Annotated in this window: 17 protein-coding genes; 13 read left to right on the forward strand and 4 right to left on the reverse strand. The window is 64.2% G+C overall.

All coding sequences use genetic code 11. The features are described from left to right. Window positions 1-172 precede the first annotated feature (172 nt). Complete coding sequence (aroC, locus tag HNR59_RS07675) at window positions 173-1,279, forward strand: chorismate synthase (RefSeq protein ID WP_183828172.1); 1,107 nt, start codon at window positions 173-175, stop codon at window positions 1,277-1,279. 90 nt (window positions 1,280-1,369) lie between these two features. Further along, window positions 1,370-2,464, forward strand: a complete 1,095-nt coding sequence (ribB, locus tag HNR59_RS07680; RefSeq protein WP_183828175.1) for a 3,4-dihydroxy-2-butanone-4-phosphate synthase — start codon at window positions 1,370-1,372, stop codon at window positions 2,462-2,464. 90 nt (window positions 2,465-2,554) lie between these two features. Here the strand turns inward: ribB and HNR59_RS07685 are convergent, their stop codons facing one another. After that, window positions 2,555-3,775, reverse strand: coding sequence for an MFS transporter (locus HNR59_RS07685; protein WP_183828178.1), 1,221 nt, complete (start codon window positions 3,773-3,775; stop codon window positions 2,555-2,557). Between the two features lie 146 nt (window positions 3,776-3,921). On the opposite strand from HNR59_RS07685, the gene HNR59_RS07690 reads away from it, so the two are divergent. From HNR59_RS07690 to HNR59_RS07735, 10 genes are all read left to right on the forward strand, one after another. Then, the gene (locus HNR59_RS07690) at window positions 3,922-4,533 is read left to right on the forward strand and encodes a TetR/AcrR family transcriptional regulator (protein ID WP_183828181.1); all 612 of its coding nucleotides are present in this window, start codon (window positions 3,922-3,924) and stop codon (window positions 4,531-4,533) included. Window positions 4,534-4,596: 63 nt separating this feature from the next. Beyond that, entirely contained in the window at window positions 4,597-5,526 is a 930-nt protein-coding gene (locus tag HNR59_RS07695; protein ID WP_183828184.1) for a histone deacetylase family protein, read from the forward strand. Between the two features lie 5 nt (window positions 5,527-5,531). Continuing rightward, window positions 5,532-5,783 carry an exodeoxyribonuclease VII small subunit gene (locus tag HNR59_RS07700; protein WP_183828188.1) on the forward strand — a complete coding sequence of 84 codons (252 nt, stop codon included), beginning with the start codon at window positions 5,532-5,534 and terminating at the stop codon, window positions 5,781-5,783. Between the two features lie 269 nt (window positions 5,784-6,052). Then, on the forward strand, window positions 6,053-6,973 hold the full coding sequence (locus tag HNR59_RS07705; RefSeq protein ID WP_183828191.1) for a pirin family protein: 921 nt from the start codon (window positions 6,053-6,055) through the stop codon (window positions 6,971-6,973). Between the two features lie 92 nt (window positions 6,974-7,065). Next, window positions 7,066-8,994, forward strand: coding sequence for a 1-deoxy-D-xylulose-5-phosphate synthase (dxs, locus tag HNR59_RS07710; protein WP_183828194.1), 1,929 nt, complete (start codon window positions 7,066-7,068; stop codon window positions 8,992-8,994). A 211-nt stretch (window positions 8,995-9,205) separates the two neighbouring features. After that, complete coding sequence (locus tag HNR59_RS07715; protein ID WP_183828197.1) at window positions 9,206-9,484, forward strand: hypothetical protein; 279 nt, start codon at window positions 9,206-9,208, stop codon at window positions 9,482-9,484. 41 nt (window positions 9,485-9,525) lie between these two features. Then, a complete protein-coding gene (locus tag HNR59_RS07720) occupies window positions 9,526-10,290 on the forward strand; it encodes a TlyA family RNA methyltransferase (RefSeq protein WP_183828200.1) in 765 nt (254 codons plus the stop codon). Further along, window positions 10,287-11,528 (forward strand): class I SAM-dependent RNA methyltransferase, encoded by a 1,242-nt coding sequence (locus HNR59_RS07725; protein WP_183828204.1) that lies wholly within the window; start codon window positions 10,287-10,289, stop codon window positions 11,526-11,528. The genes HNR59_RS07720 and HNR59_RS07725 overlap by 4 nt, the downstream gene beginning before the upstream one ends. Window positions 11,529-11,606: 78 nt before the next feature. Beyond that, complete coding sequence (locus HNR59_RS07730) at window positions 11,607-11,978, forward strand: antitoxin Xre/MbcA/ParS toxin-binding domain-containing protein (RefSeq protein WP_183828208.1); 372 nt, start codon at window positions 11,607-11,609, stop codon at window positions 11,976-11,978. Continuing rightward, window positions 11,971-12,480, forward strand: a complete 510-nt coding sequence (locus HNR59_RS07735) for an RES family NAD+ phosphorylase (RefSeq protein WP_183828211.1) — start codon at window positions 11,971-11,973, stop codon at window positions 12,478-12,480. Before HNR59_RS07730 ends, HNR59_RS07735 begins: the two co-directional genes overlap by 8 nt. Before the next feature lie 8 nt (window positions 12,481-12,488). On the opposite strand, the gene blaOXA is transcribed toward HNR59_RS07735, so the two are convergent. From blaOXA to HNR59_RS07750, 3 genes are all read right to left on the reverse strand, one after another. Further along, window positions 12,489-13,310 (reverse strand): class D beta-lactamase, encoded by an 822-nt coding sequence (gene blaOXA / locus HNR59_RS07740; protein WP_183828214.1) that lies wholly within the window; start codon window positions 13,308-13,310, stop codon window positions 12,489-12,491. Next, entirely contained in the window at window positions 13,310-14,722 is a 1,413-nt protein-coding gene (gene tldD, locus HNR59_RS07745; protein ID WP_183828217.1) for a metalloprotease TldD, read from the reverse strand. The genes blaOXA and tldD overlap by 1 nt, the downstream gene beginning before the upstream one ends. Window positions 14,723-14,801: 79 nt before the next feature. Beyond that, complete coding sequence (locus HNR59_RS07750; protein ID WP_183828221.1) at window positions 14,802-15,326, reverse strand: invasion associated locus B family protein; 525 nt, start codon at window positions 15,324-15,326, stop codon at window positions 14,802-14,804. A 332-nt stretch (window positions 15,327-15,658) separates the two neighbouring features. On the opposite strand from HNR59_RS07750, the gene coxB reads away from it, so the two are divergent. Next, window positions 15,659-16,525 carry a cytochrome c oxidase subunit II gene (gene coxB / locus HNR59_RS07755; RefSeq protein WP_183828224.1) on the forward strand — a complete coding sequence of 289 codons (867 nt, stop codon included), beginning with the start codon at window positions 15,659-15,661 and terminating at the stop codon, window positions 16,523-16,525. Window positions 16,526-16,536 lie beyond the last annotated feature (11 nt).

Here is a 16,536-nt window from a genome sequence, read left to right on the forward strand (position 1 = left end):
CGGTTGATTGCGGAGACGCGGCGATGTGAACAGAACCAGCCCAATGTGTCAAAGCTTAGACGCCGTCGATGACGGTTTGACCACCGCAAAAAACGCCAATAGAACGCTGGCAACATCGGATCGGGACCGGGCCATCCAACAGGCCCCGGCGTGAAAAGGCAGGGATTTGCCAATGTCGCACAACACGTTCGGCCATCTGTTCCGCGTCACCACATGGGGCGAAAGCCATGGTGCCGCGCTTGGCTGCGTGGTCGATGGGTGCCCGCCCGGCATCCGCTTTACGCTGGCAGACATCCAGTCGGAACTCGACCGACGCCGTCCGGGTCAGTCGCGCTTCGTCACGCAGAGGCGCGAACCCGATCAGGTGAAGGTGCTCTCGGGCTTCGTCTTCGATGAGGATGGCGAGACGATGATCACCACCGGCACGCCCGTCTCGATGCTGATCGAGAATGTCGACCAGCGCTCGAAGGACTATGGCGAGATCGCGCGGCAGTATCGCCCCGGCCATGCCGACTACACCTATGACGTCAAATACGGCCTGCGCGACCATCGCGGCGGCGGACGCTCATCCGCGCGCGAAACCGCTGCGCGGGTCGCTGCCGGCGCTCTTGCCCGCAGGATAGTGCCCGGCCTCGTGGTGCGCGGCGCGCTGGTGTCCATGGGCGTGAAGGACATCGACCGCGCCAACTGGGACTGGGATTTCGTTGGCCACGAAGACAATCCGTTCTTCACGCCGGACCCGGCTTCGGTTCCTGTTTTCACAAGCTATCTGGACGAGATCCGCAAGGCCGGCTCGTCGGTCGGCGCAACTGTCGAGATCGTGGCGGAAGGCGTTCCGGCAGGCCTTGGTGCGCCGCTTTACGGCAAGCTCGATCAGGATATTGCCGGCAACCTGATGTCGATCAACGCGGTCAAGGGTGTGGAAATCGGCAACGGCTTCGAAGCGGCCCGCATCACCGGCGAGGAGAATGCCGACCAGATGCGCATGGGCAATGACGGTCGCCCGATGTTCCTGTCCAACAAGGCTGGCGGCATCCTTGGCGGCATTTCGACCGGCGCGCCGGTGGTGGCGCGTTTTGCCGTGAAGCCGACGTCCTCGATCCTGACCCCGCGCCTTTCGATCGACAAGGATGGTGCGGAAGTGGAAGTGCGCACCAAAGGCCGCCATGATCCGTGCGTCGGTATTCGGGCGGTGCCGGTGGGCGAGGCCATGGTCGCCTGTGCCATCGCCGATCACTATCTGCGCCATCGCGGCCAAACGGGCAGGGCGGACGCGTAGCCGGCTGCGAAAGGGCGGACTTGCCCGTCCCTGTTCGAGGCCTTATGCCGTTTCTTATTCCGTCGTTCTTTTTTTAGCGAAGCGAGCCTCATGTCCTACGACCAGAAGAAGATCGTTGAAGCCATCCGCGCTTTCGAGCGCGGCGAGATCGTCGTGGTCATGGATGATGACGGGCGCGAGAATGAAGGCGATCTGATCGTCGCCGCCGTTCACTGCACGCCGGAGAAGATGGCCTTCATCGTGCGCCACACTTCCGGCATCGTCTGCACCCCGATGCTGCGCGAGGATGCGCGCCGGCTCAATCTTGCGCCCATGGTGGCGGAAAACGATTCCGCCCACACCACCGCCTTCACTGTTTCGGTCGATTTCAAGCATGGCACGACGACCGGCATTTCGGCGGACGATCGCACGCTGACCGTGCGCAATCTGGCCAATGGCAATGTCGGCCCGTCCGATTTCGTGCGCCCCGGCCACATCTTCCCGCTCATCGCCCGCGAAGGCGGTGTTTTGATGCGCTCGGGCCATACGGAAGCGGCCGTCGACCTGTGCAAGCTGGCCAATCTGCCACCCGTCGGTGTCATTTCCGAGCTGGTCAATGACGATGGCACGGTGATGCGCGGGCCTCAGGTGCAGGCGTTCGCCGAGAAGAACGGGTTGAAGCAGGTTTCGGTGGCAGATCTCATCGCCTACCGCCAGCGGCAGGAAACGCTGGTCGAGCGCGTCGCCAGCACCGACATAGAGACACCCGGCGGCAAGGCCAGGCTCTATGCCTATACGCTCCCCTGGGACCCGATGCAGCATCTTGCCGTGGTCTTCGGCGACATTCGCGATGGCGAGGAAGTGCCGGTGCGCCTGCATCCGGAAAATGTCGTTTCCGACGTGTTCGGAACGGGCGGCAGGCTGGATGGCATCATGGAGACCATGGGTGCGCAGCAGCGCGGCGTCATCGTCTATCTGCGGGAAGGATCCGTCGGTGTCGGCCAGAAGGAAAGCCGCAGCCGGGGCGGAGACGAGGATCACGAGGAAGCCCGCAATCGCGAGAATGAGTGGCGTGAGATCGGACTGGGCGCGCAGATCCTGAAGGATCTCGGCATTTCGTCGATCAATCTCATTGCCTCGCGCGAGCGTCATTATGTCGGGCTGGAAGGCTTCGGCATTCGCATCGTCTCGACCGAAATCCGATAAGCATTTCGCGTTCACAGGGCATCAGGCGACAGACGTTTGAAAGGCAGGCTTCGGAGAAATCCCCCGGAGCCTGCGAGCTTTGATGCCTCTTCACTCCGCCGGTTGCGCCAGAGTGTTTCGGGGTATTTCCTGCCGGCCGCCGGCGAGGCTCTTCTGGCCGGCAAGCACTGTCAGCAGGGAGGCAAAGGCGGCTGCGACCGACACGAAGAACCCGCTGTGCGCGCCGAATGTGTCGACGACCCAGCCGGCCGCGAAGGCTCCGAGCGCCATGCCGATGCCGATGCCCGTCATCACCCACGTGATGCCTTCCGTCAGCATCGCTTCCGGCACGCGCCGCTCGATCAGGCCGAAAGCGGTGATGAAGGTCGGCGAGATCGCCAGTCCGCTGATGAATACGGTTATGGCCAGCATCAACACAGTGTCAGCGAGAAGCAGCGGCAATGTGGTAAGCGCGATCGCAGCTACCGATATGAGCATCCGTCGGGGCAGCGGCATCGTGAGGTTGAGGCCTCCCACGATGATGCCGACGATGAAGGACCCCAGCGCATAGACGCCGATCACGAGGCTGGCCGCGCCCGGCTGGCCCAGTTCCTTCGTCATCGCGACCGTGCTGACCTCGGCGGTGGCGAAGATGACCCCGACGAAGATCAGCGCCAGCGTGATGATCTGGACCGGGCGCAGGCGGATGGCTGACCCCGTGGCGCGTTCGGCCGATGGCTCCAGACGGGGCTCCGTGGAACGCTGCAGGAGAAATGCCGCGGTGCCGACGGCGAGGAACAGTGTGCTTGCCAGCATCCCGGCTTCGGGAAACAGGGCCACGCTCAAGCCGACCGACAGCGATGCACCGGCGATATAGACCAACTCATCGGCGACGGATTCGAAGGCGAAGGCCGTGTACAGTCCGGGCTGGTCTCTGAAAATGCCGGTCCAGCGCGCCCGCACCATTGCCGGTATGCTGGGCATGGTGGCGGCAAGCAGGGCGGATGCGAACAATGTCCACACCGGCCAATGCTGGTTGGTGGCGACGATCAGGACAAGGAAGGCGCTCGCGGAAATCGTGGCGGCGGGCGCGGCCACTGTGGTCTGGCCCAGCCGGTCGATCAGCCGTGAAATCTGCGGGGCCAGAAATGCGTTGGTCAGCGCATAGGTGGCGGAGACCGCACCGGCCAGCCAGTATTCGCCGTGGGTCTGGGACAGCATGGCCACGATGCCGATTGGCGCCATGGCGATGGGAAGACGCGCGACGAAGCCGGCGGCTGCAAAGCCTTTCGTGCCGGGCGCGCGGAATATCTCGCTGTAGGGATTGGGCATCTGGAATGCTCCTCGACATTTGGTGGAGCGCCACTTACATAGTTTCGCATACGTGGCGTATGCGAAATGAGATAACGACATACGCCGCGTATGTCAATTGACATACATTGCGTATGCGAGTGAACATATGTGAATGGATGGAGAGAATGCGCAAGCCACGTTCGGAAATGATCGCCGAAACCCGCGCCAAACTGATCGATGCCGCCCGCAAGGCGTTTGTCGAAAAGGGTTATGCCGAGGCATCCATGGATGATTTCACCGCCGAGGCAGGGCTGACCCGCGGCGCCCTTTATCACCACTTCGGCGACAAGAAGGGTCTGCTGCTGGCGGTGATCGTCGAGATCGATGCCGAGATGTCGGAGCGTCTGGCTGCTGCTGCGGACATGTCGGCGAGCCGCTGGCAGCGTTTCGTGGACCAGAACGTCAACTATCTGAACATGGCGCTGGAGCCGGAGATACAGCGCATTGTCCTGTGTGACGGTCCTGCCGTTCTGGGCAATCCCTCCGCCTGGCCGACCGCGCTGAACTGCATCGAGGTGATATCGTCGGGCATCCGGGAGCTTCAGGAAGAGGGCGTGGTGAGGGAGATGGACGCGGAAGCCGCCGCTAGGCTGATCACCGGTGCATCCACCTTCGCCGCCCAGTGGATCGCCAATGCGCCTGACCCTGCCGCCGCTGCGGGCAAGGCGGTGGAGGCCTTCAAGATGCTTCTGGATGGATTGCTGCTCGATGGCGCAGCGCCCGGTTCCGCCTGTTGACAGTGCGCCGTCCCGTGGCTTCTGGCATGGCAAAAAGTCGGGCAAAAGCCTATATCAGGTCGGATGACGACCCGTCTCTACAGCCATCCGGTCTATCTGGAGCACCTGACGCCGCCGGGACATCCGGAGCGGCCTGACCGGCTGCGCGCCATCGAGCGCGTGCTGATGGAAGAGCCATTCGAATTGCTGGACCGCGCCGAGGCCCCGCACGGCGACGAGGCGACGCTTCTCTATGCCCACCCCGAAAGCTATGTGGAGCGGCTGCGTGCGGCCGTGCCGGAGGAGGGCATCGCCACCATCGATGGCGATACCGTCATGAGCCCGAAGAGCTGGGACGCCGCCCTTACCGCGATCGGCGCGGCCAATGCGGCGGTGGACGATGTGTTCTCTGGCGCTGCCAGCAATGTCTTCGTGGCCTCGCGCCCGCCCGGCCATCATGCCGAGAAAGCCGCGGCCATGGGCTTCTGCCTGTTCAACAATGCCGCGATCGCCGCCCGCCATGCACAGAAGAAGCATGGCGCCGAGCGGGTCGCCATCATCGACTGGGATGTCCACCACGGCAATGGCACGCAGGACATCTTCTGGGATGATCCGAGCGTTCTCTATTGCTCGACGCACCAGCTTCCCCTGTTTCCGGGCAGCGGACGGCGCAACGAGACCGGCGCGTTCGGGAATGTCGTCAACGTGCCGCTGGCACCCGATACGGGCTCCGAGGCGTTCCGCGAGGCCTTCGGCACCCGCATCCTGCCCCGCATCGATGATTTCGCGCCGGACCTCATCATCATCTCGGCCGGTTTCGATGCCCACCACCGCGACCCGCTGGCGGACATAAACCTGACCGAGGACGATTTCGACTGGGCGACGGGCTATGTGCTGGAACGCGCGGCGCGCTATTGCGACAACCGGCTCGTCAGCCTGCTGGAAGGCGGCTACGACCTGCACGGGCTGGCGTTTTCGGTTGCGGCCCATGTCGGCCGCCTGATGAAGGGATAGAATGCATGGAAGCTTCGACCAACGAAGACGTGAAGGCGATGAGCTTCGAGCAGGCGCTCGACGCTCTGGAAAAGATCGTCGAGGACCTTGAGCGTGGCGAGGTGCCGCTCGACCAGTCGATCCGCATCTACGAGCGCGGCGAGGCCCTGAAAGCCCATTGCGACCGCCTGCTGAAGGCGGCCGAGGACAAGGTGGAGAAGATCAGGCTCGCCCGCGACGGCAAGCCCGCTGGCACCGAGCCCCTCGACGCGGAGTAAGCTGCGGGCGGCGGGACCGAAAGCGACGGACATTGAACGGTCCGTTATCCGAACGGTGCTTTCCGACAGGCCTGGTGCGGCCTACATTGCAGGCATCAGAGCGCCGAACGTGAGAAAAGTCGTGCAAGGCAGGCTCTGGCATTCTGGATGGGCATCGGCACAACCCGAAAATGTCGGACAGCTTCGCTCCGATGCTCCAAAGTGCTGGAGCGTCCTTGTGCTTCCGATAGGGCACACGGCGCTCCAGACGCCAACCTGTGAGGCAGGCCATGAGCTTTTTTCCCGGAAACGACCCCAATGTCGGCGACGCTTTCGCCTGCGACCAGATCGAACTCATGGTCGTACCCAATGCCCGCGACATTGACGGATTTCAGGTCCGCCGCGCGTTGCCGACGGCCCGTCGCCGGCTGGTTGGCCCCTTCATCTTCTTCGACCGCATGGGTCCCGCAATATTGAGGGTCGGCGAGGCTCTGGACGTGCGGCCTCATCCGCATATCGGCTTGTCCACCGTCACCTATCTGTTCGACGGCAAGATCAGGCATCGCGATTCGCTGGGCACCGAAATGGTGATCGAGCCGGGCGACGTGAACCTGATGACGGCCGGACGCGGCATCGTCCATTCCGAGCGCACGCCCGAGGAATTACGCGGCGCGCCGATGTCCGTCTCCGGGCTGCAGACCTGGCTCGCCCTACCGGATGGCAAGGAAGAGGTCGCTCCCGTATTCGATCACACGGTGAAGGCCGGGCTTCCCCGCTTCGAGGCTGAGGGCGTGAAGGGCAGGGTCGTCATCGGCTCGTTCGAGGGCATGAACTCGCCTGTCTCGGTGGCGTCGAAGACGCTCTATGCCGATATACGGCTGGAGGCCGGGGCCAGCGTGAAAATACCGCAGGATGCCGAGGAACGGGCCATCTATACGCTGGACGGAGAGGTTTCCATCTCCGGCGATCGTTTCCCGGCGGATCGGCTTCTGGTTTTCAAACCCGGCGACGAGATCGTGGTGAGGTCCGAGCCCGGCGCGCATTTCATGCTGTTTGGCGGCGACTCGCTGGGCAGCAAGCGCTACATCTGGTGGAATTTCGTCTCCTCCTCGAAGGAACGCATCGAGCAGGCCAAGGAAGAATGGCGTACCGGCCGCTTCGATATCGTGCCGGGCGATGAGGAAGAATTCGTACCGTTGCCAAAGGGCTGAGCAATAACGCTCGCCAGCTTTGGGCGGCGTTTACATTTTCGGCCTGCCGGCCTATTCCGGCCGCAGGCTCCAGCTTCGGGAGGACGCCACCGATGAACGCCACGCCCCATACCCAGCCTCTTGAGACGCCGCTTCTCGACCAGGTCCGCATTCCGGCGGACATGCGAACCCTTCCCGAAAGCGCACTTCCGCAGCTGGCCGATGAGTTGCGCCGGGAAACCATCGACGTCGTCTCGCGCACCGGCGGTCATCTGGGTGCCGGTCTTGGGGTGATCGAGCTTACCGTGGCGCTGCACTATGTGTTCGACACGCCGGCCGACCGCATCATCTGGGACGTCGGCCATCAGACCTATCCGCACAAGATCCTCACCGGCCGCCGCGACCGCATCCGCACCCTGCGGCAGGAGGGTGGACTTTCGGGCTTCACCAAGCGCGACGAGAGCGAATACGATCCCTTCGGTGCGGCGCATTCCTCAACCTCGATCTCGGCCGGTCTCGGCATGGCGGTGGCGCGCGATCTCGCCGGCGGGCGCAACAATGTCATCGCCGTCATCGGCGACGGCTCCATGTCGGCCGGCATGGCCTATGAGGCGCTCAACAATGCGGGCGCGCAGGGCTCACGGCTGATCGTCATCCTCAACGACAACGACATGTCGATCGCCCCGCCCAGCGGCGCGATGAGTTCTTATCTGGCGCGGCTCGCTTCTGGGCGCACCTATCAGGGCGTTCGCGAACTGGGCAAGAAACTGACCGCTTATCTCGGCAAACGCGCCGACCGGGCGATCACGCGGGCGGTGGAACATGCCCGTGGCTACGTCACCGGCGGCACGCTGTTCGAGGAAATGGGCTTCTTCCACATCGGCCCCATCGACGGCCACAATCTGGAGCATCTGGTTCCGGTGCTGAAGAATGTGCGCGACCATGGCGAAGGCCCGGTTCTGATCCATGTGGTGACGCAGAAGGGCAAGGGCTATGCGCCAGCCGAAGCCGCTGCCGACAAGTATCACGGCGTCAACAAATTCGACGTCATCACCGGAGCGCAGGCCAAGGCCCCCGCCAACTCGCCGGCCTATACAAGGGTGTTCGCCGAAAGCCTCATCCAGGAAGCGCGGGAGGACGAGAAAATCGTCGCCGTCACCGCCGCCATGCCTTCCGGCACCGGGCTCGATCTGTTCGGAGAAGCGTTTCCGTCACGAACCTTCGATGTGGGCATAGCCGAGCAACATGCGGTGACCTTCGCCGCGGGCCTCGCCACGGAGGGATACCGGCCCTTTGCAGCGATCTATTCCACCTTCCTCCAGCGCGCCTACGATCAGGTCGTGCATGACGTGGCGATCCAGAAGCTGCCGGTGCGCTTTCCCATCGACCGTGCCGGCTTCGTGGGGGCGGACGGGCCGACCCATTGCGGCGCTTTCGACACCACCTTCCTCGCCTCGCTGCCCGGCTTCGTGGTCATGGCCGCCGCCGACGAGGCGGAGCTGAAGCACATGGTGCGCACCGCTGCTGAATATGACGAGGGCCCGATCTCCTTCCGCTATCCGCGCGGCAACGGCATCGGCGTCGATATGCCCGAGCGCGGCGAGGTGCTGGCCATCGGCAAGGGGCGGATCATGCGGCAGGGCACGCGCGTGGCGCTCCTGTCCTTCGGCACGCGGCTGGCCGATTGCCTGCTTGCCGCCGAGGCGCTGGACGCGGCCGGGCTTTCCACCACTGTTGCCGATGCGCGTTTCGCCAAGCCGCTGGACACCGACATGGTGCGCCGGCTGGCGCGCGAGCACGAGATTCTGCTGACGGTGGAGGAGGGCGCCATAGGCGGTTTCGCCGCGCAGGTGCTGCACTTCCTTGCCCATGAAGGTTTGCTGGACGGTGGCCTGAAGGTGCGCCCGCTGGTGTTGCCGGATGAGTTCACCGATCACGGCAAGCCGGAGAAGATGTATGCGGAGGCCGGGCTGGACAGCACCGGCATCGTCGGGACCGTCTTTGCCGCGCTCGGCCACGTCGAAAGCGCCCAGCGCGCCTGAGTGCACGATGCGGATCTGCGCGAAGGCTTTTTCTGCTTCCGTGGCCGCATTTGCGGCATGGTTGCTGAATCGTTGCATGAGAAACTTGAATCCGCTTCTGTCGGTTTGATCATAACCCTCTGTTTACGCTGGTTTTTGGCGTTTCGCTTACCGTTCCTTTTGGTCGAATCTCAACGTCGCGCTGTTAGCTCTGACCCCGACAAGGGGCGTGATGACAGTGAAAGCGTTTTTCTGCGGACTGGCAGGATTGGTGGCGGCGACGGCGCAAGGCGCCGCCGAGACGCGTATCGACTCCCGCATAGACGATGCGGCGCGCGAGATCGTGGCCGCACGGATGGGAGAGCTGCGCGGCAGCTTCGCGCCCGGCCAGCAGCCTGTCCTTGTCCGGCAGCAGGCAGAGCAAAGACAGCGCGAGCCGCTCAGGGTTCTTCAGTATGGCCGCTACCGCGACAACCCGCGCCCGGAGCCGCAAAGCAGGAAGACGCGCTGACGACGCTTGCGTTCCAGCCCGCCTTTCGTCAATGAAGGCGGATGAAGCCCGAAGCACCTGCCAGCCGGCGGCTGCGTCTCGATGAACTGCTCATCGAGCGCGGCCTGTTCGCCAGCCGATCCCGCGCCCGCGATGCGATCGAGCGTGGAACTGTGCGCGTTGATGGCGAGGTGGCGGTCAAGCCCGGCCGAACGGTTGCAGCGGATGCTGTCCTGGAGATCGACGATCCGGCCCGCGCCTATGTTTCGCGCGCGGCGCTCAAGCTGATCGCCGGTCTCGATGGCTTCGGTTTCGATCCGGCGGGCTGCACGGCGCTCGACATCGGCGCATCCACGGGTGGCTTCACGCAGGTTCTGCTGGAACGGGGTGCTGCCCACGTCACCGCAATCGATGTCGGACATGGCCAGATGCGCGGGGAGATCGAGACCGATCCGCGCGTTGCGTCGATAGAAGGCCTGAACGCACGTGACCTGACCGCCGCCGATCTGGGCGGTCGCGTCCCGGACTTCATCGTTTCCGATGTCAGCTTCATCTCGCTGAAGCTCGCCCTGCCGCCGGCGCTGGAACTGGCCGCTCCCGGGGCGAGGGCGGTGCTTCTGGTCAAGCCGCAATTCGAGGCCGGGCGCGAAGCCATCGGCAAGGGCGGACTTCTGAAGAACCCCGATGACGCGGAGCGGGTCGCCGGCAGCTTGTGCGACTGGCTGGATGGGCAGCCGGGCTGGCGCGCGCTCGGCCTCTCCCCATCGCCCATCGAGGGCGGTGACGGCAACCGCGAATTCCTGCTGGCCGGAGTGAAAGACCGATGAGCGCGCGCTTTACGATCGACAGGCTGGGCGCGCAGGGCGACGGCGTGGCCAATACCGAAAGCGGGCAGGTGTTCATTCCCTTCACGCTGGCCGGGGAGGTGGTAACCGCCGCCCGCGAGCGCGACCGTGCGACGCTGATGGCCGTTCTGGAAAAGTCGCCGCTCAGGATCGAGCCTGCCTGTCGTCATTTCGGCGATTGCGGCGGCTGCGCGGTGCAGCATCTGGAGGATGGCGCCTATCGCGCATGGAAACGCGACAAGGTGGTGCATGTGCTGAAGGGCGCGCGCATCGACTGCGAGGTGGACGATCTCGTCCCCTGCGCGCCGCACACGCGCCGCCGGGTTTCGTTCAGCGCCCGGCGCACCGATACGGGCCTCGCTCTGGGGTTCAACCGGCATCTGTCGTCGCAGATCGTGCCGCTTGAGGAATGCCCCATCGCCGTGCCGCAGATCGTGGGCGCGCTGGATATGCTGCGCGAACTGGGCACGCTGATCTGCGCCACGCCAAAGCCCTTCCACATGACGGTTACCGTCACCGCGTCCGGGCTTGACGTGGCGGCTTCCGATTCGGGGCGCATGGGTGAACGCCAGCGCCAGATCGCTTCGAATTTCGTCGTCCGCCATGGGCTGGCGCGGCTGTCGGTCGATGGCGAAATCATCATCGAGCCGAAGAAGCCGATGGTGCTGTTCGGCGCCGCGGCCGTGCCTGTGCCGCCGGGTTCCTTCCTTCAGGCAACGGAACCGGCTGAGCAGACCATGGCCGATCTGGTCGGCCAGCACCTGGCGCGGGCGAAGAAGGTTGCCGACCTCTTCGCCGGTTGCGGCAGCTTCGCGCTGCGGCTGGCCGCGAAATCGGAAGTGCATGCGGTGGAAGGCGAGGCCGCCGCGCTTGCCGCGCTGGATCGCGGCTTCCGTTTCGCGACGGGGCTGAAGCGCGTGACCTCGGAAAAGCGCGACCTGTTCCGCCGCCCGCTCACCTTCAAAGAACTGAACGCCTTTGACGGTCTGGTGTTCGATCCGCCGCGCGCCGGTGCGGAGGACCAGTGCCGCCAGATCGCGCGCTCCGACGTGCCGCTGGTGGCTGCCGTGTCGTGCAATCCCGTCACCTTCGCGCGCGATCTCGCCATCCTGCTTGCCGGCGGCTATCGCCTGAAGAAGGTCACGCCGATCGACCAGTTCCTGTGGTCCCCGCATGTCGAGGCGGTGGCGCTGCTGGAAAAGCCGAAGAAGCGGCGGTAAAAGCGCTGCGCTTGAATTGAGCGCCGATTGCGCCTATTTTGAACAGAAGACGTTCAAAATACGAAAGGAGGGTGCATCATGACCTCCATGGCCCTTGAAATCAATGCTTCCCGCTTCGGCGAAGGCGGTTCGCCTTTCCTGTCGCCGAGGCGGGTGGCCGAACTGCTTGGCGTCACCCTGTCCGAGCTGGCGGCCTTGATCGGCGTCGCCCGCAACACGCTGGCGGCCAAGACCGGCGCGCGCAAGGTCGATGCGGCGCTCAGCCCTGTCGTGCGCATATTGGCGATGGCCGGCGAAATGGCGGGCGACGAACGCCGCGCCGCGATCTGGTTCAAGCACCAGCCCATACCCGGCTGGGCCGGCAAGACGGCTTATGATCTCGTCCGCGAGGGCAAGGCCGACAAGGTTCTCGCCTATCTGGAGGCCGTGCGCTCCGGCGTCTATGCCTGACAGCGCGCCGCTGACCCTGTGGCGCGCCTTCGTGCCGCAATGGGCCTATCTGCCGCTGTCGGGTGACGGGGCGGCCCGATTCGGCGGGCGCTGGAATCCGGTCGGCGCGCCGACAATCTATGCGGCGCGCGAATTGTCGACGGCCTGGGCCGAATACAATCAGGGTTTCGTCCAGCACCCGGCGCTGATCGCCCGGCTTGAACTGAGCGGCGCACGGCTTGCCGACCTGACGGATGACGAGACGCTGGACGCTATCGGCATGACGCCAGCCATTCACGAATGCGAATGGCGCGACATGATGGATCGCGGCAAGGTGCCCGATACCCACAGGCTGCGGGCAAAGTTGCTGCGGCAGGGATGGGATGGCGTGATCTATCCGTCGTTCATGTCGCCCGGCGGCACCTGCGTGGCGCTGTGGCGCTGGAACGGCAATGGCGCGCCCGACCTTGCCGTCATCGACCCCGACCACCGGCTGCCGAAATCGTCGGCCTCGTGGATGTAGGTTCGGGCTTACCTGCCCGCCCGCATGGCGAGCGCGCTCCATTGCGCCAGCAATGCCTCCCGCGCGCGCAGTCCTGCGGAGCGCTTTTCGCGCTTATCATCCTGCGCGAGACGCGCGAACACCAGTGTCACGTCGCCCTTGCTCGCCCATCCGACATACCAGCCCCACATGCGCGCGCGATCAAAGGTCCCGTCGGCTTTCCGGGGATAGGCAGACCCCGTCTTGCCGGAAATCCGCCAGCCATCCGAGATTTCGCTGCTTTCGACAATCGCCATGGTCCTTGCCGTGGCGTCGCGCGAGATCGGCAATTGCCCAGTGATCAGCCTGCGCAGGAAAACGGTCTGCTCCACCGGAGAGATGGTCAGCGAGGACGAAATCCAGGCGCGCTCCAGTGCGTTGTTCTTCCCGGCATCTCCTGAAAAATCGGCATTGCCGTAGGCGAAGCTCCGGCCGTAGCCGCGCAGCTTCTCCACGCCGAGTTCGCGCGTGATCTGCTGCGAGTACCAGACGACCGAATGGCGCATCCATGCGGCAGGGGCTGTTGGCCTGCGCCATGCATCGCCGCCCCAGTCCGGATAGCCCGGACGGAAGGGCAGCACCGGATTGCCCGCGTCCCGCAGAAATCCGGAATCATAGCCCATTGCCGCCAGCGCGATCTTGAAGGTGGAAGCGGGCGTGACCCGGTCTTCGCACCGGCCTTCGTTCACCAGCACACTGCCCGTGTGGGCATCTGCGATCACCGTGCAGACAACTGCCGCTCGTGCCGGTAGAGCGCAAAGGGCCGTCAACACGGCCCCAAGCGCGACTGCGAACGTCCTTAGATCGGTCATCAGACCTGCGTGCCGCCGACCGTCATCTGGTTCATGCGCAGATGCGGCTGGCCGACGCCGACCGGCACCCACTGGCCGGCCTTGCCGCAATTGCCGATGCCGGTGTCGAGCTTGGTGTCGTTGCCGACCATGGAGACCCGATGCATGGCGTCCGGCCCGTTGCCGATGAGCATGGCGCCCTTGATCGGTCGCGTCACCTTGCCGTCCTCGATCATGTAGGCCTCGGTGCAGCCGAACACGAATTTGCCGGAGGTGATGTCGACCTGACCGCCACCGAAGGACACGGCGTAGACGCCCTTCTTCACCGAAGCGATGATCTCCTCGGGCGTCTTGTCGCCGGACATCATGAAGGTGTTGGTCATGCGCGGCATGGGGCGGTGGGCATAGCCTTCGCGCCGTCCGTTGCCGGTCGCTTTCATGCCCATCAGGCGCGCGTTCTGTCGATCCTGCATGTAGCCGACGAGCTTGCCGTCCTCGATGAGCACATTAAGGGCGCTCGGCGTTCCCTCATCATCCACGGTGATCGAGCCCCGCCGTTCGGCGATGGTGCCGTCATCGACGACGGTGACGCCGCTGGCGGCGACCTGTTGCCCCATCAGCCCCGCGAATGCGGACGTCTTCTTGCGGTTGAAGTCGCCTTCGAGACCGTGGCCCACCGCCTCATGCAGCATTACGCCCGGCCAGCCATTGGCCAGCACGATGTCGAACGTACCGGCGGGCGCCGGAACCGCTTCGAGATTGACGAGCGCCTGCCTGAGCGCCTCGCTTGCAGCATATTTCCAGTTGTCTTCCGTCAGGAACTCGCCGAAGGCCTTGCGCCCGCCCGCTCCATAGGAGCCGCTTTCCTGGCGGTCGCCGTCACCGACGACCACCGAGACGTTCATCCGCACCATGGGCCGGATGTCGCGCACCACCTGTCCGTCGCCGCGCAGGATCTCCACATGCTGCCATGAGGATGCGAGGGAGGCAGTGACCTGCCGCACGCGCGGATCCGCATTGCGCAGCCATGCGTCGATCTCCTGCAGCAGCTTCGCCTTGGCGTCGAAGCCGGGCGAGGGGATCGGGTTGTCATCGGAATAGAGGTGGCGGTTGGTGCGCGCAGGCGCGTCGGCCAGCGTTCCCGCATGTCCGCTTTTGACGGTGGCGACGGCATCGGAGGCGCGCAGCAGGGCGGCATGGGACAGTTCGCTCGAATGCGCGTAGCCGGTCGCCTCGCCGGCCACCGCGCGCAGGCCGAAGCCGCGGTCGGTGTTGAAGCTGGCCGTCTTGAGCCGGCCATTGTCGAAGAGCAGGGCTTCGCTTTCGCTGCTTTCGAGAAAAAGCTCGCCATCGTCAGCGCCGTTGAGCGTATCGGCCACCAGAGTGCGGATGCGCTCTTCGGAAATGTCGAACTCGGAAAGCAGGCTGGTCATGGCGCATCCTCGGATCAGGGTCTGCACGCCATGTAGGCGTACACGACCCGTTCGGCAATGCGAAGCTGACGCGGGCTCGTCAGGGCAGGGCGGCGAAGCCGTCCGCGAAGCCCTTGAGATCGACGGGAATGCCGATGCCCTCTTCCGGCGTCTGGAAGATGATGAAGGTGGCCGCCATGCCTGCCTTCAGCGTATCGAGCAACTGCTTTTCCAGAATCACCTCAGCGTAGCAGCCATCCTGGAAGCAGCGCACGAAATAGGCGCGGCCGATGTCCTTGCCATCGACATTGAGGCCGAGGCCGTTTGGCAGCAGAACGCCAAGAGGCGCCAGCACCCGCAAAATCTCCGCCTTGTTGTCGGCGGTGCGCAGCACCACCACGGAAAGACCCATCTCCGGCCTGTCCTCGGCAACGACGTTCTGCATCATCACGCACTGCTCGGTCGTGGCACCCGCTGGCGTGTCGCAGATCACGGACCATGCGCCATGCGTGGAACGCACGCTGCCGCTTTGCTGCGCCAGGGCTGTGCCCGATGCGGATATCGCCCCCAGAGAGGCGGCGAGAAGGGTGACCTTCGCCAAGGTTCCCGAAACCCAAGACTTCATGACGGCTCCACTGCGAATCGCCTCACTTTAAGCCGCACATGGGCCAAGCGGAAGGATGCGAAAGCGCCCAATCGCCTTCGACTGCGGCAATAATACGGTTTTTCACTTCTATTTTGCGCGTCGCGGCGGCTTTCAGCAATAATTGCCCGTTTCATGGCAGCGTCGCGGCTTTTGTGACGCGCGCAAAAATGCCGCATGGATGAGCCGGGTCCTTCCTTGCGGAGGGAAACAGAGTATGGTTTGAACCAGCATCGACTGTCCGGGATTCCCGTTCCGGCATCAATTGGATTATTCTCGCGGCACATGCGCGAGCAAGGGAGAAGAATAGGGCGATGAAAAGATCCATTGCAGGGGGATTGTGTGCTGCCGCCGCACTGCTTTCCGCAGCGTCCGCCTGGGCGGCGCAGCCGGTAGACTGGGAATACAGGTTCCAGCCAGCCGCGACCGACATCATGCACCAGATCACATGGTTCGAGGGTTACACGCTGGCCTTCATCATACCGGTCACGCTTCTCGTTCTCGTGCTGCTCGCCTATTGCATCCTGAAGTTCCGCGCCAGCAGGAACCCGGTGCCGTCACGCACCAGCCACAACACCGCCATCGAGGTGATCTGGACCGTCGGTCCGGTCGTGCTGCTGCTGATGCTGGCCGTTCCTTCCTTTCAGCTTCTGACCAACCAGTACTCTCCGCCGGAAGAGGCCAAGCTCACCATCAAGGCGACGGCCAACCAGTGGAACTGGGACTACGAGTATCAGGACAACGAAGGGCCTTCATTCAACTCGGCCATGTTGCACGAGGGGGATCGGGCTGCTGCCGGCAAGGAAGACAAGTCGGTCTATCCGCGCCTGCTCGCTGTCGATAACGAGATGGTGGTGCCGTCCAATACCGTGGTTCGTGTGCTTGTCACCGCCTCCGACGTCATCCACGCCTTCGCTGTGCCGTCCTTCGGCGTGAAGAGCGATGCCGTGCCCGGCCGTCTGAGCGAGGTCTGGTTCAAGGTCGAGAAGGAAGGCTTCTACTACGGCCAGTGTTCCGAGCTTTGCGGCAAGGACCACGCCTTCATGCCGATCGCCGTCCGTGTCGTTTCTCCGGACCAGTATGAAAGCTGGCTGGCGGCCGCCAAGAGCGACCTGCCCGCCGCGAACAAGGCGCTGACCGCGCAGATTGAGGCCGCCAGCAAGCTGGCCGCCGCGAATTGAGCCCGCAACCC

Origin of the sequence: Aquamicrobium lusatiense, from assembly GCF_014201615.1 — a bacterium.
GTDB classification, from domain to species: Bacteria; Pseudomonadota; Alphaproteobacteria; order Rhizobiales; family Rhizobiaceae; genus Mesorhizobium; species Mesorhizobium lusatiense.